This is a genomic window from Lysobacter enzymogenes, from assembly GCF_017355525.1.
GTDB classification, from domain to species: Bacteria; Pseudomonadota; Gammaproteobacteria; order Xanthomonadales; family Xanthomonadaceae; genus Lysobacter; species Lysobacter enzymogenes_C.
This window is the reverse complement of record NZ_CP067395.1, coordinates 3421355-3438640: the sequence shown is the minus strand read 5'-3', so window position 1 is coordinate 3438640 and position 17286 is coordinate 3421355. Positions and strand designations below refer to the sequence as shown.

Below are 17286 nucleotides of genomic sequence, written 5' to 3'. Positions count from 1 at the left end.
TGCCAAGCCTGACGATGGTCATGGCCGTGCGACAATATTCGGACTACAACAACAAAAACGGGAAAAACCCATGAAAGACAAAGAACAGATCGTCGAAAACTGGCTGCCGCGCTACACCGGCGTGCCCCTGGACCAGTTCGGCGAACACGTCCTGCTGACCAACTTCGGCGGCTACCTGCACACCTTCGCCCGCCTGACCGGCGCGCAAGTGGTCGGCCTGGACCGGCCGATGCCGAGCGCGACCGCCGACGGCATCACCATGATCAACTTCGGCATGGGCAGCCCCAACGCCGCGACCATGATGGACCTGCTGTCGGCGATCACGCCCAAGGCGGTGCTGTTCCTCGGCAAGTGCGGCGGGCTCAAGCGCAAGAACGAACTCGGCGACCTGGTCCTGCCGATCGCGGCGATCCGCGGCGAAGGCACCTCCAACGACTACCTGCTGCCCGAAGTCCCGGCGCTGCCGGCGTTCGCCTTGCAGCGCGCAGTGTCGACCACGATCCGCGACCTCGGCCACGACTACTGGACCGGCACCGTCTACACCACCAACCGCCGGGTCTGGGAGCACGACGAGGCCTTCAAGGAGCGCCTGCGCGCGATGCGCTGCATGGCCATCGACATGGAGACCGCGACCGTGTTCGCCGCCGGCTTCGCCAACCGCATCCCGTGCGGCGCGCTGCTGCTGGTGTCGGACCAGCCGATGATCCCCGAAGGCGTCAAGACCGAGGCCTCCGACGCCAAGGTCAGCGCCAGCTACGTCGACACCCACATCGGCGTCGGCATCGAAGCGCTGAAGCTGATCCGCCGCCACGGCAAGTCGGTGCGGCACCTGCGTTTCGACGAGTAAACACAACGCCGCGGACAGGCGTTGCATCCGGACAAAGGAGCCTCCATGCGCACCATCGCCGTCGTTTTCCTGCTGGCGGCGCTGTGCGTCGCGGGCTCGTCCGCCGCGGCGGACGAGCCGCCGCCGCCCGCCGCACCGGCTGCGGACGAACTGATCGCGCAGCCGCAGCTGGGCGTGTTCTATTTCCATCCCGCCGGCAACAACGACGAGGAATGGTGGCGGGTCGGCGGCGTGGTCGGCCTGGGCCTCAACGCGCTGCTCAATTCGACCCCGGAGCTGCGCCGCGCCAGCCTGGCCGAACGCGAGCGGCTCGCGCCGAGAGTCGACGTGGCCGCCGAGAGCGCTGCGTTGAAGACCGCGCTGCACCGCGACGCAGGCCCGGCCGCGCAGCTGTCGCTGCGCTACGGCATGAGCCAGGACTTGTCGGCGCTGATCGTGCTGGCCGAGCTGCGGCCGCTCGGCGCCGGTCGTGGCGTGCGGCCGCTGCGGCTGGCCTATCAATCGCCGGTGCACGAACTGCAGGCCAAGACTGCGCAGGAGATCGAAGCCGAAGTCGCCCAGGTCGAACAGCGCAAGCCCGGCCTGAGCGCGCGCGAATACCGCAAGGCGCTCGCCGAGGCGCGTTCGCCGCAACGCGAATGGCCGGCGATCTATCGCGCCCACGCCGATTACTGGCTCGCCGGCGACGCCGCGGCGTTGCGCGCGGCGCTGGCGCAGGCGCGCGGGCGCCTGGCCGGGATGATCGGCTTCGCGCGCGAACAGGCGCCCACGCTGGCGCCGGACGGCCTGCTGGCGAAGGTCGGCGAAACCGTGGATCGCGACGGCGAGCTGCGCACGCGGGTCGAAGCGGCCGACCTGATCGTGGCCAAGCGCGCCGACGATTCGGATCTGTATTCGGCCTGGAACCAGTTCCTCGGCGGCCGCGAGCGGACGCCTTGAGCGCGTCGCGCCGCGGCGCGGTGCGCCGGCTGCTGCGCTGCGGCTGCGGCCTGCTGGCGTGGCTGGCGCTGGCCGCGCCGGCGTCGGCCGCCGACGCCGCATTCGAACGCGTGCTGGCGCGCTGGGACGGCGACGCGCGCGCCGACCTCAAGGCGGTGGTGGTGCTGCGCGACGGCGCGGTCGTCGCGCAGCGCTATTACAACGGCGCCGATGCGCAATCGCTGCACGACATCCGCTCCGCCGGCAAGAGCGTGACCGCGCTGCTCGCGGGGATCGCGGTCGATCGCGGGCGGCTGCGTTTCGAGCAACCCGTCGCGCGCTGCCTGCCTGCGCGCGGCAAGGCCTTGGCCGGCGTGCGCGCCGGCGATCTGCTGAGCATGCGTTCGGGCCTGGACGCCGACGACGAGCGCGCCGACTCGCCCGGCAACGAGGATCGCCTCGACGAAGCCGCCGATCCGGTCGCCTTCGCGCTCGCGGTGCCGCGGCGCGAGGCGCCGGGGACGCGCTACGCCTACAACTCGCTGACCGCCTACCTCGCCGGATTGTGCGTGGAAAGCGCGACCGGGCAGCCTTTGGACGAATTCGCGAACGCGCAGTTGTTCGCGCCGCTCGGCATCGCCGACTGGCGCTGGCAGCGCGACGCCGGCGGCCACGCCAAAGGCCAGGGCAACCTGTCGCTGCGCGCGGGCGACTTCGCCCGCATCGGCCAGATGGCGCTCGACGGCGGCCGCTGGCAGGGCCGCGAGATCGTGCGCGCCGACACGCTGCGCGCGATCCTGGCGCCGCGCGTGCGCATCGGCGCGGTCGATCCCTACGCCGACGAGTACGGTTACTTCTGGTATCGCAAGACGCAGCGCATCGGTTCCGACGAGATCGAAGTCGTGTTCGCGTCCGGCAACGGCGGCAACAAGCTCTACCTGGTGCCGTCGCTGCGCATGGTGGTGGCGATCCAGTCCAGCGCCTACGGCCGCGGCTACGGCCAGCGCCGTTCGCAGGACCTCCTGCGCGCGCTGCTGACGGCGGCGCGGACGCACTGAACGATTCATTGACGGGATTGCGAAAACCCCTGTTTTTTCCAGGGTTTTGAGACGCCCGACACGCGACATCCGAAGGCCTGAGACCCCCGCGCACGACACTGTGCTCCACGACCGGAGGACAGGTCATGGAACAGCTCATCTTCACCGTCATCGGCGCCCTGCTCACCTGGGCCTTCTACTTCATCCAACGCATCGCCGAACGTCGCGGCACCGTCGACGCGATCGAGCGCGGCAAGCAGTTGCTCGCGCTCAAACAGGAACTGGACGGCGCGCACACCAGCGTCGAGGAACTGCGCCGGTTCGAAAACCGCCTGATCGGCAAGGCCGAGCACGCCGCGCGCGTGGCCGACAGCTACGTCGACAAGGCCGAGGCGATCGCCCGCGACCAGGGCGACGAGGCGGTCAGCCAGGCCGAGATGAACCGCCAGGCGATGGCCGAACTCGGCCGCGAACAGGCGCGCCTCAACGGCGTGGTCGCGCACCTGCGCGAACAGCTCGACGGCGACGGCCGGCTCGCGTTCGAGCGCGCGCACGAGGCCTGGCAGGCGTTCCGCGAGCAGCATGCGCGCTTCGTCGCGCAGTCGTATTCGTCCGGTTCGGTGCGGCCGTTGATCTATGCGGTGACGATGGAAAGCATCACCGTGGCGTGGATCAACGAGCTGGAGACGCAGCTCGGCGAGGCCTGATCTTGCTGGCCTACCTGTAGGAGCGGCGCGAGCCGCGACTGCGACAACGCACCTACGCCGCAACCATCGCCGCAGTTGCGTTGTCGCAGTCGCGACTCGCGTCGCTCCTACAGTCGGACCTCAGCGGTCGTGCTACGGTTCGGCTCCGTCTCCCCTCTGGATCCGCCATGTCCATCACCGCCCAGGACGTCGTCGCCTTCTGGCGCGACGCCGGCCCCGACCGCTGGTTCGACCGCAACGACCGCTTCGACCAGCAATGCCGCAGCGGCTTTCTCGAAGCGCACTTCGCCGCCGCGCGGCGCGAGCACGACGACTGGGTCGAGCGCGACGCCGAGTCGGCGCTCGCGCTGCTGATCCTGCTCGACCAGATTCCGCGCAACGTGTTCCGCGGCAGCGCCCACGCGTTCGCCACCGATCCGCTGGCGCGCCATTACGCGCGGCGTGCGCTGGAGCTCGGCCACGACCAGAAGATCGAGGCGGCGCTGCGGCCGTTCTTCTATCTGCCGTTCGAGCATTCCGAAGACCCGGCCGACCAGCAGCGCTCGGTCGACCTGCATCGCGGGCTGCCGCCGTCCGACGACGGCAGCGATCCGGCGCAGTGGGCGGTGCAGCACCAGCAGATCGTCGAGCGGTTCGGGCGCTTTCCGCACCGCAATACGGTACTGGGGCGGGCGACGACGGCCGAGGAACAGGCCTATCTCGATGGCGGCGGGTTCAAGGGCTGAGTCGGCGAGCCCCCTGTAGGAGCGGCGCGAGCCGCGACCGCGACAGCGCAACTACGTCGCAACTTTCGCCGCAGGTGCGTTGTCGCGGTCGCGGCTCGCGCCGCTCCTACAGGGAGGCATCCGCCTTTAGCGCGAATCCCAGAAAGCACGAAGCCGCGTCCCGAAGGCCGCGGCTTCGCATTACCGGGACGAACTCCGCGCTCAGTACTTGGCGATGCCGCCGTCCAGATCGGCCCACGCGTCGATGCCGCCGACCACGTTGTAGACCTCGCGGAAACCGAGCTGGCGGAAATGCTCGGCGGCCTGCGCGCTGCGCCCGCCGCGGTGGCACAGGAACGCGACCGGCGCGTCCTTCGGCAGCGCTTCCAGCGCCTGGGTGCCGGCGTCGAAGCTGTCGAAGGCGACATCGGCCTGGGCCAGCGCGCGTTCGTCGGCCGGGCGCACGTCGATCAGGCGCAGGCTGCCGGCGCGCACGCGCTCGCGCGCCTCGGCCGGATCGATCGAACGCACCGCCGGCGGCGCGTTCGGATTGGTGATGACCAGACCGCGGCCGCGCTCGTCGTCGGCCCAGTCGATCGACACGCCGTCGGCGCGGCGCGCGTTGATCCAGTCGGTCTGCACGCGCACACCGTCGATTTCGACCGCGACCGCGTCGGCGTCGACCGGCGCCAGCTGCAGGCGCACGTTGTGGCGCGCGTCGACTTCCAACTGCACCGCGTAGTTTTCGCCCGCGCCGGCGACGGCGTCGCGCAGCATCTTGGCCGCGGCCGCGGTGATTTCGAGCTTCGGCGGGCTGCGGTCGGGCGCCGGCAGGCCGAGCGCGCCGTGCAGCTCGCCGCTGTCGGCCATCTGCAGGATGATGTCGCTGCCGCCGACCAGCTGGCCGTCGATGTACAGCTGCGGGATGGTCGGCCACTCGCCGTAGGCCTTGATGCCCTCGCGGATCTCGGCGTCGCTGAGCACGTCCACATGCGCATAGCCCTGCGGCAGCAGCGCGTTGAGGGTGCCGGCGGCCTTCGCCGAGAAGCCGCACTGCGGCGCGTCCGGCGCGCCCTTCATGAATAGCACGACGCGGTTGGACTGGAGCAGGGTTTCGATGCGCGAGCGCAGTTCGGGAGTGAGGGACATGGGAATCTGAGGCTGACGGGAATTCTCCGCAGATGGGGGCTGCGGCGCGGCGATGCAAGTGGCCGGCGGCCCGCGCCCGGGCGGGTCGCACGGCGCGGGCAGGACGGAGCGCGCCCGCCTCGGCGCCGTGTAGGTCCCCCCGAGGCGGGCGGCCGGCTACGATGGACGCCCCTCGCCCCCGGGCCCGCCGCGCCGATGACTGTTCCGGTCCCGCACCGACCGCCGCGCCACCCCGCCGCCGCGCTGTGGCTGTTCGCGGCCTCGCAGCTGGCCGTACTCGGCCTGTGGCTGTGGCTGGGCTGGGCGGTCGGCCTGACGGCGTTGACGCTGAGCCACTGGACGATGCTGTGGGGCACCCTGAATCCCGGCTCGGCCTTGTTCAGCCCGGTGCTGCGGCGCCTGCCGACGCCCGAGCCGGCGGTGTGGCTGACCATCGACGACGGCCCGTCGGCCGACACCGAAGCGATGCTCGACCTGCTCGACGCGCACGGCGCCAAGGCGACCTTCTTCGTCGTCGCCGAGCGCGCGAAAGCGCAGCCGCAGTTGCTGGCGCAGATCGTGCGGCGCGGCCACGGCGTCGGCCACCACAGCGCCAGCCATCCTTCGGCGGCGTTCTGGCGGCTGGGCCCGGCGGCGATGCGGCGCGAGATCGCCGACGCCGACCGGACCTTGCGCGAACTGCTGCCGGGCTATCGCCTGCAGTGGTTCCGCGCGGTGGTCGGCATGGCCAACCCCTTCGTCGCGCGTTCGCTGCAGCGCTGCGGGCTGGCCCGGGTCGGCTGGAGCGCGCGCGGTTTCGATGCGGTGACGGCCGAACCCGAGCGGGTGCTGGCGCGGATCGAGCGCGGCCTGGCGCCGGGCGCGATCGTGCTGATGCACGAAGGCGCGGGGCATGGGCGCAGCGTGGAGACGATGGCGGCGCTGCTGGCGCGGTTGCGGGCGTTGGGGTATCGCTGCGTGTTGCCGGAGGCGGTGGAGAGATAGCGGCTGCGATGGGGTGGCGGCGTAGTTGCGTTGGCGCGGTCGCAGCTTGCGCAGCTCCTACAGTCGGATACCGGAGCTCCTGTAGGAGCTGCGCGAGCTGCGACCGCGAAACCGCAACGACGACGAACCCGCTTGCGCTCAGTCCCGCGCCGCCACGATCCGCCAGTTGTTGAACGGCGTACGCCCATACAACGGCGTGAACTCGACCCGCAACCCCGCATCGCGCAGCCGCGCGCGCAAGGCCTCGCCGTCGGGGTAATAGCGCGGCATCGCGTTCATCCAGCCCAGCGCGCGCGCGAACACGTCGACCGCGCGGGTGATCCGCGCGCGGCCGGTGCCGTCGTCCAGGCCGGTGCGGATCACCAGCCGCGCGCCGGGCGTCAGCATCGCGATCATCGCGTCGATGGCGCGCGCCTGCGCGGGGTAGGGGATGAACTGGAGCACGTCGAGCATCGCCACGCTGCCGCGGTGTTCGGGCAGTTCGCGCGCCAGGTCCATGACCGCGAAACGCGCCTGATCGAGGCCGACCCGCGCCGCGGCGCGGCCTGCGCGGCGGATCTTGGCCGCGTCGCTGTCGACGCCGCGGTAGCCCAGGCCGATGCCGTCGGCGCGCAGGGTGTGGGCCAGCAGGCCCAGGCCGCAGCCCAGGTCGAGCAGCGGCGCGCGGGTGCCGCGCAGGGCTTCGCTGACGCCGGGATAGAGCGGGTCGCTGCCGAGCTTGGCCCGGCTGTAGTAGTAGTCCCAGCGGTTGCCGAGCGGATGCTCGGGCAGGTAGGCGCGCGCGATCCGCACGGCCTGGCCGGGGGGCATGGCTTGTACCGCTGAGCTCATCCTCGGGGCGAATCCTGCGGCGTCGTCGTCGCCGGCCCGGGCAGTGTGGCATCGGCCGGGGTCGCGCGGAAACCGGCGTGCGCCGCGGGATTACCTTTGGAAACACTTGCAGAAACGTTTGCACGGGCCGATCCGGCCCGCGTCCGCCGCGCTCGATCGCGCCCGGGCGGGCGCTGCGCCAGCGGCAGCGCCGGTTCGGGCCAGCGCGCGTAAGTCCGCGCCGAAGGATGCGGCGCATCCTCGGTCGGATCGTCGGGGCTCAATCGCGCCCGAGCAGGCGCTCCGCGACCGGCAGCGCGAGTTCGGTCCAGCGCGCGTACATCCGCGCCGAAGGATGCAGCGCATCCTCGGCCAGCATCGCCGGGTCGGCGGCCAACTCGCGCGAAACCGGCCCGATGTCGACGAAGGCCACGCCGTAGCGCGCGCAGATTTCGCCGGCGGTGATGTTGAACACGTCGAGTTCGGCGCCGATCGCGGCCGCGCCGCGCTTGTCCTGGGCGCCGAACGGGGTCGCGCCCCAGTCGGGGATCGCCAGCGCCAGCACCCGGTCGGGGCGGCCGCGCGCGTAGCCGATCGCGCGCTCCAGCAGTTCGCGGTACTCGCCGGCGTACTGCGCGGCGCTGCGGCCGCGGTACTGGTTGTTGACGCCGATCAGCAGGCTGACGAAATCCCATTCGCCGAGCGGCTCGGCCAGATCGAGCGCCAGCGCGAGCTCGTCGGTGGTCCAGCCGGTCGTGGCGACGATGCGCGGCGGCGCCACGGCGATGCCGCGCGCGGCCAGGCCGGCGACCAGCTGCACCGGCCAGCGGCCGGCTTCGGGAACCGCTTCGCCGATGGTGTAGCTGTCGCCGAGCGCCAGATACGAGCGCGCCATCGCCGCGCTCAGGCGACGGCGGCGCGCGGCGCGCCGGCACGCTCGGCGTGGCGGTCGAGCACGCGCTCGATCCGCACGAACACCTCGCGCACGTCGTCCGGCTGCGGCAGCAGGGTGACGCGGAAATGGTTGCGGTAAGGGACGTTGAAGCTCGAACCCGGGACCACCAGCACGTCCTCGGTTTCCAGCAGTTCCAGCGCGAACTTGTGGTCGTCGAAGCCTTGCGCGGCCGCGCCGGTCACCGCCGGGAACGCGTACAGCGCGCCGGCCGGCGCGACCAGTTGCAGGTGCTTGCTCGCCTCGACCGCCTCGATCACCGCGCGCCGCGCTTCGAACAGGCGGCCGCCGGGGCGGCACAGCGGGGTGATGGTGTCGGCGCCGTTCAGCGCGGCCTCGATCGCGAACTGGCCGGGCACGTTGGCGCACAGGCGCAGCGCGCCGAGCAGGTCCATCGCGTGGTGGAACTCGCCGGTGGCCAGAGGATCGCCCGACAGCACCGCCCAGCCGACCCGCCAGCCGCAGGCGCGGTGGACCTTGGACAGCCCGCCGAAGCTCAGGCACGGCAGGTCGCCGGCGATCGGCGCGACCGGCTCGAACTGCGCGTCGCCGTACAGGATCGAGTCGTAGATCTCGTCGCACAGCAGCAACAGCCGGTGCTTGGCGGCGATCGCGACGATGCGCTCGATCAGCGCGCGCGGATAGGCCGCGCCGGTCGGGTTGTTCGGATTGATCAGCACGATCGCGCGGGTGCGGCTGGAGACCAGTTGCTCGATCTCGTCCGGATCGGGCAGGAAGCCGTTCTCCGGCTGGCAGCGGTAGTACACCGGGCGGCCGTCGTTGAGGATGGTCGCGGCCGACCACAGCGGGTAGTCGGGCGAGGGCAGCAGCACTTCGTCGCCCGGGTTCAGCAGGGCGCGCAGCGACAGGTCGATCAGCTCGCTGACGCCGTTGCCGACGAACACCCGTTCGGGCGAGGCGTTCGGCGTGCCGCGGCGCTTGTAGAACGCGGCGATGGCCTCGCGCGCGGCCGGCAAGCCCTGCTGGTGGGTGTAGGGGTCGGTGTCGGCGATGCGCTCGGCGATGGCGCGCTGCAGGTGCTCGGGGGCGCGGAAACCGAACGCGCCGGGGTTGCCGATGTTGAGCTTGATCTGCTTGCGTCCCTGGGCCTCCAACTCGCGAGCTCGCCGGGCCAGTTCACCGCGGATTTCGTAACGGACTTCGGACAGGCGTTCGCGGGTTTTCAAGGGCGGCTGGGACATCGGAGCGGCACACAGGAGGAGTCGAGTGGACCCCCAGCCTAGCCGAATCCGCCCCGGTAAACAGCCTGAATCGCGGTTTTTCGCGGCCTGCGGCGTCGACCGGGCGCACAAGAACGGGCTCCGGGCCGTCGCCGCGCCGGCTGCAACCGGTTTCCGGCAAAGCCCGGCGGCCGCTCGACGGCAAAACCGGCCGGCGGCGTAGGTAGAATCGCGCCATGCCCAACCGCCTCCCGCGCCTTTGACTCCCGAACTGGCCGCCTTGCAGGCGATCGGCTGGCCCTTGCAGGCCGGCCCGGACGAAAATCCGTTGCCGGCCGACCCGGCCTGGCGCGAGCTGCTCGCCGAACACCCCCAGGCCCGCCCGGCGCGGGTCATCGAGCAGCACCGCAGCGGCTACGTGGTCGCCGACGGCCCCGACAGCGCCGGCTTCAAGGTCGAGTCGCTGCCCGAGTGGCAACGCCCGCGCTTCCCGCCCGAACAGCGGCCCGGCGTCGGCGACTGGCTGCTGATCGAGCGCAGCGGTTCGCGCGACAAGGTCGTGGCGCTGCTGCCGCGGCACAGCGCGATCAAGCGCGGCGCCGCCGGCGAGCATTACAAGCAGCAGCTGATCGCGGCCAACATCGACACCGTGTTCGTGGTCTGCGGGCTCGACGCCGATTTCAATCCGCGCCGGATCGAGCGCTATCTGCTGCTGGTGCGCGGCGGCGCCGAACCTGTGATCGTGCTGACCAAGGCCGACGCCGCGCTGGCCGCCGACCCCGATGCGGTGACCCTGGCCACCGACGCGCTGGTCGAACTGAGCCAGGGCGTGCAGGTGCGCGCGGTCAACGCGCGCGACCGCGACGGCGTGCTCGAAGCGCTGTCGCCGTGGCTGGCGCCGGGCCGCACCGTGGTGCTGGTGGGGTCCTCCGGCGCCGGCAAGTCGACCATCACCAACAGCCTGCTCGGCATCGAGAAGATGAAGACCGGCGCGGTCCGCGAAAGCGACGCGCGCGGCCGCCACACCACCACCCACCGCGCGCTGATTCCGCTGCCGTCGGGCGCCTGCCTGATCGACACGCCGGGCATGCGCGAGCTCAAGCCGACCGGCGAGGAAGACGTCGGCGAGAACTTCGCCGACGTCGAGGCGCTGGCCGAGCAGTGCAAGTTCCGCGATTGCTCGCACTACCGCGAGCCCGGCTGCGCGGTGCGCGCGGCGATCGAAGGCGGCAAGCTGGATCCGCAGCGCTTCGCCAATTACCTCAAGCTGCGCGACGAAGTCGCCGGCGCGGCCAACAAGCTGGCCAACCGGCGCGCGCAGAAGTCCGAGGAGAAAGTGCTCGGCAAGGCCCTCAACAAGCGCCTGGACGAGAAGTATGGGCGGCACTGAGCGGGCGCTGCGCACCTCGCGCGCCGCCGTCGCCCGTCCGCGCGCGCTGCCGTTCCACCACGCCGACCCGCAGGCCGCCGCATGAGCGCGCTACCGACCGATCTGTCGCCCGACCTGCACCACCACGCCCAGCTCGACGCGCGCATGGTCCGCGCCGCGCGCGGGATCAAGCTGCTGACGATGGTCAGCTGGCCGGCCGGGCTGGAGCAGCGCTTCCTCGCCGACTACGCGCGCGGCGCCGCGACGCTGCCGGTCATCGACTATCCCAGGCACGACTTCAGCGAAGTGCGGGGCGAGCTCGACGCCATCGCCGACGCCGCCGACCCGGACCATCCGCTCGGCGAGTACCTGATCGAATCGGCGCACTCCTGGGGCATAGCCGCGCGATTGCTCGAATGCCTCGGCACGAACCAGGTCGCCGACTACTCGGTGCAGTTGTTCGGCAAGCCCGACGTGGCCTTGCCGGGCCAGGGCCCGACCACGCGCGAGGCCGCCAACCACTTCATTTCCATCGCCAACGAACTCGACCGCGAACTGATGTCGCCGGCCGAGACGGTGGAGATTTCGGCGACCGCGCTGAGCCTGCAATTGCAGCGCGACCTCGACGACTACTTCGACAGCCGGGTGATCGAAGTGGTGCTCGATCCCGACCTGATCGCCAAGGCCGCCGCCGGCGCCACCCGCATCCGCCTGCGCAGCGGCGCGGCGTTCAGCGATTACGACCGCCACCAGCTGTTGCAGCACGAAGCCTTCGTGCATTCGCTGACCGCGCTCAACGGCCGCGAGCAGCCGATCCTGCCGAGCCTGGCGCTGTCATCGCCGCGCAGCACCGCGACCCAGGAAGGCCTGGCGACCTTCGCCGAGCAGATCACCGGCAGCATCGACATCGGCCGGATGAAGCGGCTGAGCCTGCGCATCGACGCGGTCGCGATGGCCCTGGACGGCGCCGATTTCATCCACGTGTTCCGTTACTTCATCGACGCCGGGCAGACCCCGGAAGAAAGCTTCGCCTCGGCCCAGCGCGTGTTCCGCGGCGTGCCGACCGGCGGCGGCGCGGCCTTCACCAAGGACAGCGTGTACCTGCGCGGGCTGGTCGGCGTGCACACCTTCTTCCGCTGGGCGCTGCGCCAGCAGAAGCTGCACCTGTGCCGCTGGCTGTTCGCCGGCAAGATGACCCTCGGCGACGTGCAGCGCTTCGAGCCGTTGTTCCAGTCCGGCGTGCTGGCGCCGCCGCGCTGGATGCCGCCGTGGATCACCCGCGCCAATGGGTTGGCGGGGATGCTGGCGTTTTCGCTGTTCGCCAACCGGATCCGGTTGGATCATATGGCCGAAGGCGATTTCAGCGAGATCGGCTGACCGCGTTGCCGCGTTTCCGACTGTAGGAGCGGCGCGAGCCGCGACTGCGACAACGCGACTACGCCGAAACGTTCGCAACAGCTGCGTTGTCGCGGTCGCGGCTCGCGCCGCTCCTACAGGGGGCTACCCCCGTTTGCGCGCGACTACGACGCGGCGCACGCGGTTCGCCACCAGCATCTGCCCGCGCCACTCCTCGACATAGCCGGCCGGAATCGCCTGCGCGGCCGGCACCACCACGCAGTCGTCCGGGTAGCCCTCGTCGCGGAATTCGAAACTGGCTTCGTTGTAGCTGGCGCCGCGCCGGGTCTTGATCTGGTTGTCGACGAACAGATAGCCCCAGGCCTCCTCGCCCATGATCGCGCGGGTGATCTGGACGAAGTCGAATTCGGCGGGGATTTCGGCGGTGTCGTTGGCCATGCGCGGTCTCCGTGGCTTACTGGGTCGCGGTCTTGAGTTCGTCCAGCAGCGGCTGGACATCGTCGGGATACTTGTCGCGGCGCAACTGGGTCAGCGCCTGTTTGAGCGCCTTCTTGGTCTCGTCCAGGGTCGCGCCCTTGCTCGCCGCGACGCTCTTGCCCTTCAGGAAGACCAATACCTTGTCGGCCTTGGCCTGGTCGAGCCCGTCGACGAAGCCGAACAGCGCGCTGGTGCCGGTGCGGATCGCGTTGCGCTCGCCGTCGTCGATCGCCTTGAGCTGGCGCAGCGCCTGGGTGTTCTGCGCGTCCTGCGCGCTGGCGGACTTCTGCACGCCGAGGATCGCGGCGTTGATGGTGCCGGCGTGGTAGTAGTCGAGCACGTCGGCGAGCGCGACCTGGCCGGGGTACTGCGCGACCGAGGCGTCCATCGACACCAGGATGTCGACCAGCTTGGCCTTGCGGTTGGCGTCCATCTGCACGACCAGCGCGTCCAGGGTCTGGTCGAACAGGTAATCCTTGTCGTACAGGGTCTGGCCGCCCTGGATCAGCGCCGACAGCGCGATGTAGTTGTCCTTGACCCCGACCGAGTCGGTCAGGCCGGCGGCGACGTCGGTCATCAGGGTCAGCGCATTGGCGCCGGCGCGCGCGTGCTTGCGGTTGGCGACGATGTCGTGGCGGAACTGCGAATAGCGCATGTCGCACACCGCCATCAGGCGGCGCATGGCGCCGTCGCGCGCGGCCTTGTCGCTGGTCTTGATCAGGGTGTCGATGTCGCCGGCGACGTTGAAGCTCGCGCTGCTTTCCAGCTGCTTCGGCGAGATCAAGGGCTTGGGCGCGCCGCGGAAGGTCGAGCAGGCGGCCAGGGCGCAGCCCAGCGCCAACAGCGCCGCGGCCCGGGCGATGCGGATAGCGATCATGTTGTTCCCCTGTAGGCGGCCTGCCATGGCCGCCTAGGGGTTAACGCAATCGGGGCGCGGATCCGGCCGGGCGTCGCTGCGCGGGAAGCGTCGGGGGGGGACGAGGCCCGGCCTCAGCCCATCTGCAAGCCGCCGTTGACCGCGTAATCGGCGCCGGTCACGAACGCGGCATCGTCGCTGACCAGCCACGCGCACAGGCTCGCGACTTCCTCCGGCTTGCCCAGGCGCCGCAGCGGCACGGACGCTGCGAGGCGGTCGAGCACGTCGGGCGGGAACGCGCTGATCGCGGCGCTGGCGACGTAGCCGGGCGAAAGCGTGTTGACGGTGACCCCGCGCGCGGCGAACTCCTGCGCCAGCGCGCGGGTGAAGCCGTGCATCGCCGCCTTGGCGGTGGCGTAGTTGACCTGGCCGATCTGGCCCTTCTGCGCGCTGACCGAGCCGATGTTGACGATCCGGCCCCAGCCGCGCGCGGCCATGCCGTCGGCGACCTGCTTGGTGATGTTGAACAAGGTGTTGAGGTTGCCGGCCATGACCGCGTTCCAGTCGTCGCGGCTCATCTGCCGGAACAGCACGTCGCGGGTGCCGCCGGCGTTGTTGACCAGCACGTCGACTTCGCCGACCTCGGCCTTGACCTTGGCGAACGCGGCGACGGTGGAATCCCAGTCGGCGGCGTTGCCTTCCGAGGCGATGAAGTCGTAGCCCAGCTCGCGCTGCTCGCGCAGCCAGCCGGCCTTGCGCGGCGAGTTCGGGCCGCAACCGGCGACCACGGTGTGGCCGCTGTCGGCGAGCTTGCGGCAGATCGCGGTGCCCAGGCTGCCCATGCCGCTGGTGACGTATGCGATGCGGAGTGTCATGACATTCGGTTCCTGTGGGTAGCCCCCTGTAGGAGCGGCGCGAGCCGCGACTGCGACAACGCAACTACGTCGAAGCTTGCGCAGCAACTGCGATGTCGCAGTCGCGGCTCGCGCCGCTCCTACAGGAGAGACATCAAGCGGCGAAGGGGTAGAGGGCGAACGCGAGCGAAGCGAACAACAAAATCATCGACACCATCACCGCCCACTTCAGGGTGAACTTCTGATGGTCGGCGAAATCCACATTGGCCATGCCGACCAACAGATACGTCGACGGCACCAGCGGGCTCAACAGATGCACCGGTTGCCCGGCCAGCGACGCGCGCGCCATCTCCACCGGGGTGATGCCGTAATGCCCGGCCGCTTCCGACAGGATCGGCAGCACGCCGAAATAGAACGCGTCGTTGGACATGAAAAACGTGAAAGGCATGCTGGCGATCGCGGTGATGACCGCCAGGTACGGGCCCCAGGCGTCGGGGATCACCGCCAGGAAGCTGCGCGACATCGCCTCGACCATGCCGGTGTTGGACAGGATGCCGGTGAAGATGCCGGCGGCGAAGATCAGCGACACCACCGCCAGCACGTTGCCGGCGTGGTTGCCGATGCGGCGGCGCTGTTCGGCCAGATCCGGGTAGTTGATGACCAGCGCGATCGCGAAGCCGATCATGAACAACACCGGCAGCGGCAGCAGGCCGAGGATCAGCGCGGCCATCAGCGCCACGGTCAGGCCGGCGTTGACCCACAGCAGCTTCGGCCGCTTGGTGTCTTCGCTGTCGGCCAGGGTCGGCAGGTTGTCGCTGGCGGTGTCGAGCTCGGGATTCCAGTCGGCGGCGTGGCCGTCCAGGGTCACGATGCCCAGGCGCTTGCGCTCGCGCAGCCCGAGATACCACGCCAGCACCAGGATGCTCAGCAGCGACACCACCATCGCCGGAATCAGCGGCACGAACACTTCGCTGGGATCCACGTGCAGCGCGGTCGCCGCGCGCGCGGTCGGCCCGCCCCACGGGGTCAGGTTCATCACGCCGCTGGCCAGGATCGTCACGCAGGTCAGGTTCAAGGCGTTCATGCGCAGACGCTGGAACAGCGGCAGCATCGCCGAGACCGTAATCATGTAGGTGGTCGAGCCGTCGCCGTCGAGCGAGATCAGCATCGCCAGCACCGCGGTGCCGACCACGATCTTGACCGGGTCGCCCTTCACCAGCTTGAGGATGCGCTTGACGATGGGATCGAACAGGCCGGCGTCGATCATCACTCCGAAGTAGAGGATGGCGAACATCAACATCACGCCGGTCGGCGCGATCTTCTTGATCCCCTCGATCATCATCTCGCCGATTCCGGCGCCGAAGCCGCCGGCGAGGGCGAAGACGATGGGTATCACGATCAGGGCGACCAGCGGCGACAGCCGCTTGCTCATGATCAGATACATGAAGGTGAGGACCATGCCGAAGCCGAGGATGGTCAGCATTGGGGGTTCCTTGGTGGGAGGCGGGGCAGGTGGAGCGGGAGAGGTGGAGCGGGGATGGGGAACTGGCGGTGCGCGAGTAAGCCGCAGCGCAACAACCGCCCCGTCATTCCCGCGAACGCGGGCTCTGCTTTATTTCGGCGTAGCCGAACATCCAGGGCATTTCATGCGAAAGAGTCAGAAGTCGTACTGAAACCGCCCGGTCAGCGCACGCGTGCGGTCGAGCGTCGCGCCCGCGAGCCGGTCGCGGTTGCGGCTTTCGATCAGATCGAACATGAAGCGCAGGTTCGCGCGCAGGTGCCAGTTCACGCCGAGGCTGGTCTGCTCCATCGACACGTCGCTGAAGTTCGCCGCGCCGTTGAGGTGCTGCTTGCCGCGGATGGTGTCGTAGCGCGCCGCGACCACCCAGGCGCCGTTCGGGCGCGACGGCTTGACCCGGCCGAAGCGGCCGGACTTGGTGTCGTAGGGCATGTTCTCGCCGGTGACGAACCAGCCGAGCGTGGCGTAGGCCGAGCGGATCTCGCCGCGCTGGCTGCCGTCGTCGAAATCGGCGCCGCTGAGTTCGGACTGCACGTACACCGGGCCGCGCGCCAGCGCGAACTCCAGCGAGTACTTGTCGACGTCGGTGTCGAGGCCGCGGTTGAAGTTGACCAAGGTCGCGCGGCTGTTGTCGGACAGATGCCCGGCCGGGCGCGGCGCGATGCGCAGGCCGTTGGCGCCGTCGCGGCCGGGATGGTCGTAGTACTCGCGCGCCAGCGACAGGCCCAGGTGCAGCGCGTCGCCGGTGTCGTGGCGCGGCGCCCAGGTGCCGCGCGCGCCGAACGCGCGGCCCTTGACCTGCCACACGTCGATGCTTTCCAGGCTGTAGACGCTGCCGCCGACGGTGTACTCGTCGCGCGCGGTGATCCAGGCCGCGCCGAGCCGGTACAGCGGCGCGACGGAGCTGGCGAACATGCTGCGCTCCATGAACACGCCGTAGTTCGAGCTGATCCGGTCGTCCAGGGTGAAGTACTGCTTGAACTGGCCGACAGTCAGCTTGCCGGCCTTGAAATCGCGGGTGACGTAGACATCCTTGGCCTCGACGTTGTCGCCGCTGAACTTGTCCTGCAGGCCGGCGAAGTCGCCTTCGATCTTGTAGCCCCAACCGTAGAACTTGCCCGACACGTCGAGCCACAGCCGCCGCACTTCGGTGTCGTCGGGGTTCGGCGCGCCGCGCCGGTCGTTGTCGAACTCGGCGAAATCCCAGTGGATGCGGCCGCCGAGTTCGGCGGTCACGGGGCGCTCGTCGCCGCTTTCGGCCGCGTGGGCGGCGCTTGCGGACGCAGCGAGCAGGCACAGCGCGACGCACGCGCCGGCGTGGTGGGCGACAGCCATCGATTTTTCTCCCGACCCTTGTTTTCGCGTCTCTTTCGCGCACAAAGGCGCGGCGGACGCTTATAGTTGGGTCGGCCCGGACGGCCTGTCCCAACCCCTCCAGCGCAGGCTAGGCGGTCGAAGCTGTCAAAGACCTGTCATGGCGCGGACGAGGCGGCTCCGGCACGACGGAGCCGCTGTTGCCCGTCATCCCCGCGAAGGCGGGGATCCAGGGCTTCACCGCGACAGGGC

General features: G+C 70.1%; 17 protein-coding genes. 8 read left to right on the top strand and 9 right to left on the bottom strand.

Features of this window, described 5'->3' with window-relative positions:
- Positions 1-70: 70 nt before the first annotated feature.
- The 5 genes from JHW38_RS14490 (at position 71) to JHW38_RS14470 (ending at position 4234) form a co-directional block, all read left to right on the top strand.
- Positions 71-847, top strand: coding sequence for an AMP nucleosidase (locus JHW38_RS14490; protein WP_207522062.1), 777 nt, complete (start codon positions 71-73; stop codon positions 845-847).
- Positions 848-892: 45 nt separating this feature from the next.
- Positions 893-1786 (top strand): hypothetical protein, encoded by an 894-nt coding sequence (locus JHW38_RS14485; protein WP_207522061.1) that lies wholly within the window; start codon positions 893-895, stop codon positions 1784-1786.
- Positions 1783-2823 carry a serine hydrolase domain-containing protein gene (locus JHW38_RS14480; RefSeq protein ID WP_207522060.1) on the top strand — a complete coding sequence of 347 codons (1041 nt, stop codon included), beginning with the start codon at positions 1783-1785 and terminating at the stop codon, positions 2821-2823. The genes JHW38_RS14485 and JHW38_RS14480 overlap by 4 nt, the downstream gene beginning before the upstream one ends.
- Positions 2824-2948: 125 nt before the next feature.
- Positions 2949-3509: a lysozyme inhibitor LprI family protein gene (locus tag JHW38_RS14475; protein WP_207522059.1), complete on the top strand. Its 561-nt coding sequence runs from the start codon at positions 2949-2951 to the stop codon at positions 3507-3509.
- 167 nt (positions 3510-3676) lie between these two features.
- Positions 3677-4234 carry a DUF924 family protein gene (locus JHW38_RS14470; protein WP_207522058.1) on the top strand — a complete coding sequence of 186 codons (558 nt, stop codon included), beginning with the start codon at positions 3677-3679 and terminating at the stop codon, positions 4232-4234.
- Positions 4235-4435: 201 nt separating this feature from the next.
- Here JHW38_RS14470 and grxD read toward each other — a convergent pair whose 3' ends face one another.
- On the bottom strand, positions 4436-5362 hold the full coding sequence (gene grxD / locus JHW38_RS14465; protein ID WP_207522057.1) for a Grx4 family monothiol glutaredoxin: 927 nt from the start codon (positions 5360-5362) through the stop codon (positions 4436-4438).
- Between the two features lie 195 nt (positions 5363-5557).
- Between grxD and JHW38_RS14460 the strand changes: the two genes are divergently transcribed.
- On the top strand, positions 5558-6346 hold the full coding sequence (locus JHW38_RS14460; RefSeq protein WP_207522056.1) for a polysaccharide deacetylase family protein: 789 nt from the start codon (positions 5558-5560) through the stop codon (positions 6344-6346).
- 138 nt (positions 6347-6484) lie between these two features.
- Here JHW38_RS14460 and JHW38_RS14455 read toward each other — a convergent pair whose 3' ends face one another.
- The 3 genes from JHW38_RS14455 to JHW38_RS14445 all read right to left on the bottom strand — a co-directional run bounded on the left by JHW38_RS14455 (position 6485) and on the right by JHW38_RS14445 (position 9310).
- Positions 6485-7156: a methyltransferase domain-containing protein gene (locus tag JHW38_RS14455; RefSeq protein ID WP_207526372.1), complete on the bottom strand. Its 672-nt coding sequence runs from the start codon at positions 7154-7156 to the stop codon at positions 6485-6487.
- 280 nt (positions 7157-7436) lie between these two features.
- On the bottom strand, positions 7437-8051 hold the full coding sequence (locus JHW38_RS14450; RefSeq protein ID WP_207522055.1) for an SGNH/GDSL hydrolase family protein: 615 nt from the start codon (positions 8049-8051) through the stop codon (positions 7437-7439).
- Positions 8052-8059: 8 nt separating this feature from the next.
- Complete coding sequence (locus JHW38_RS14445) at positions 8060-9310, bottom strand: aminotransferase class I/II-fold pyridoxal phosphate-dependent enzyme (protein WP_207522054.1); 1251 nt, start codon at positions 9308-9310, stop codon at positions 8060-8062.
- Between the two features lie 238 nt (positions 9311-9548).
- Here JHW38_RS14445 and rsgA point away from each other — a divergent pair, with 238 nt between their 5' ends.
- Both rsgA and JHW38_RS14435 read left to right on the top strand, forming a co-directional pair.
- A complete protein-coding gene (rsgA, locus tag JHW38_RS14440) occupies positions 9549-10679 on the top strand; it encodes a ribosome small subunit-dependent GTPase A (RefSeq protein WP_207522053.1) in 1131 nt (376 codons plus the stop codon).
- Between the two features lie 81 nt (positions 10680-10760).
- On the top strand, positions 10761-12035 hold the full coding sequence (locus JHW38_RS14435; RefSeq protein ID WP_207522052.1) for a flavohemoglobin expression-modulating QEGLA motif protein: 1275 nt from the start codon (positions 10761-10763) through the stop codon (positions 12033-12035).
- Between the two features lie 123 nt (positions 12036-12158).
- On the opposite strand, the gene JHW38_RS14430 is transcribed toward JHW38_RS14435, so the two are convergent.
- From JHW38_RS14430 to JHW38_RS14410, 5 genes are all read right to left on the bottom strand, one after another.
- Positions 12159-12452: a hypothetical protein gene (locus JHW38_RS14430; RefSeq protein ID WP_207522051.1), complete on the bottom strand. Its 294-nt coding sequence runs from the start codon at positions 12450-12452 to the stop codon at positions 12159-12161.
- Between the two features lie 16 nt (positions 12453-12468).
- Complete coding sequence (locus JHW38_RS14425) at positions 12469-13368, bottom strand: hypothetical protein (protein WP_207522050.1); 900 nt, start codon at positions 13366-13368, stop codon at positions 12469-12471.
- A gap of 113 nt (positions 13369-13481) precedes the next feature.
- Entirely contained in the window at positions 13482-14222 is a 741-nt protein-coding gene (gene phbB, locus JHW38_RS14420; protein ID WP_207522049.1) for an acetoacetyl-CoA reductase, read from the bottom strand.
- A 133-nt stretch (positions 14223-14355) separates the two neighbouring features.
- Positions 14356-15684 carry a CitMHS family transporter gene (locus JHW38_RS14415; RefSeq protein WP_207522048.1) on the bottom strand — a complete coding sequence of 443 codons (1329 nt, stop codon included), beginning with the start codon at positions 15682-15684 and terminating at the stop codon, positions 14356-14358.
- A gap of 174 nt (positions 15685-15858) precedes the next feature.
- Positions 15859-17055 (bottom strand): OprO/OprP family phosphate-selective porin, encoded by a 1197-nt coding sequence (locus tag JHW38_RS14410; protein ID WP_207522046.1) that lies wholly within the window; start codon positions 17053-17055, stop codon positions 15859-15861.
- Between the last annotated feature and the right edge of the window lie 231 nt (positions 17056-17286).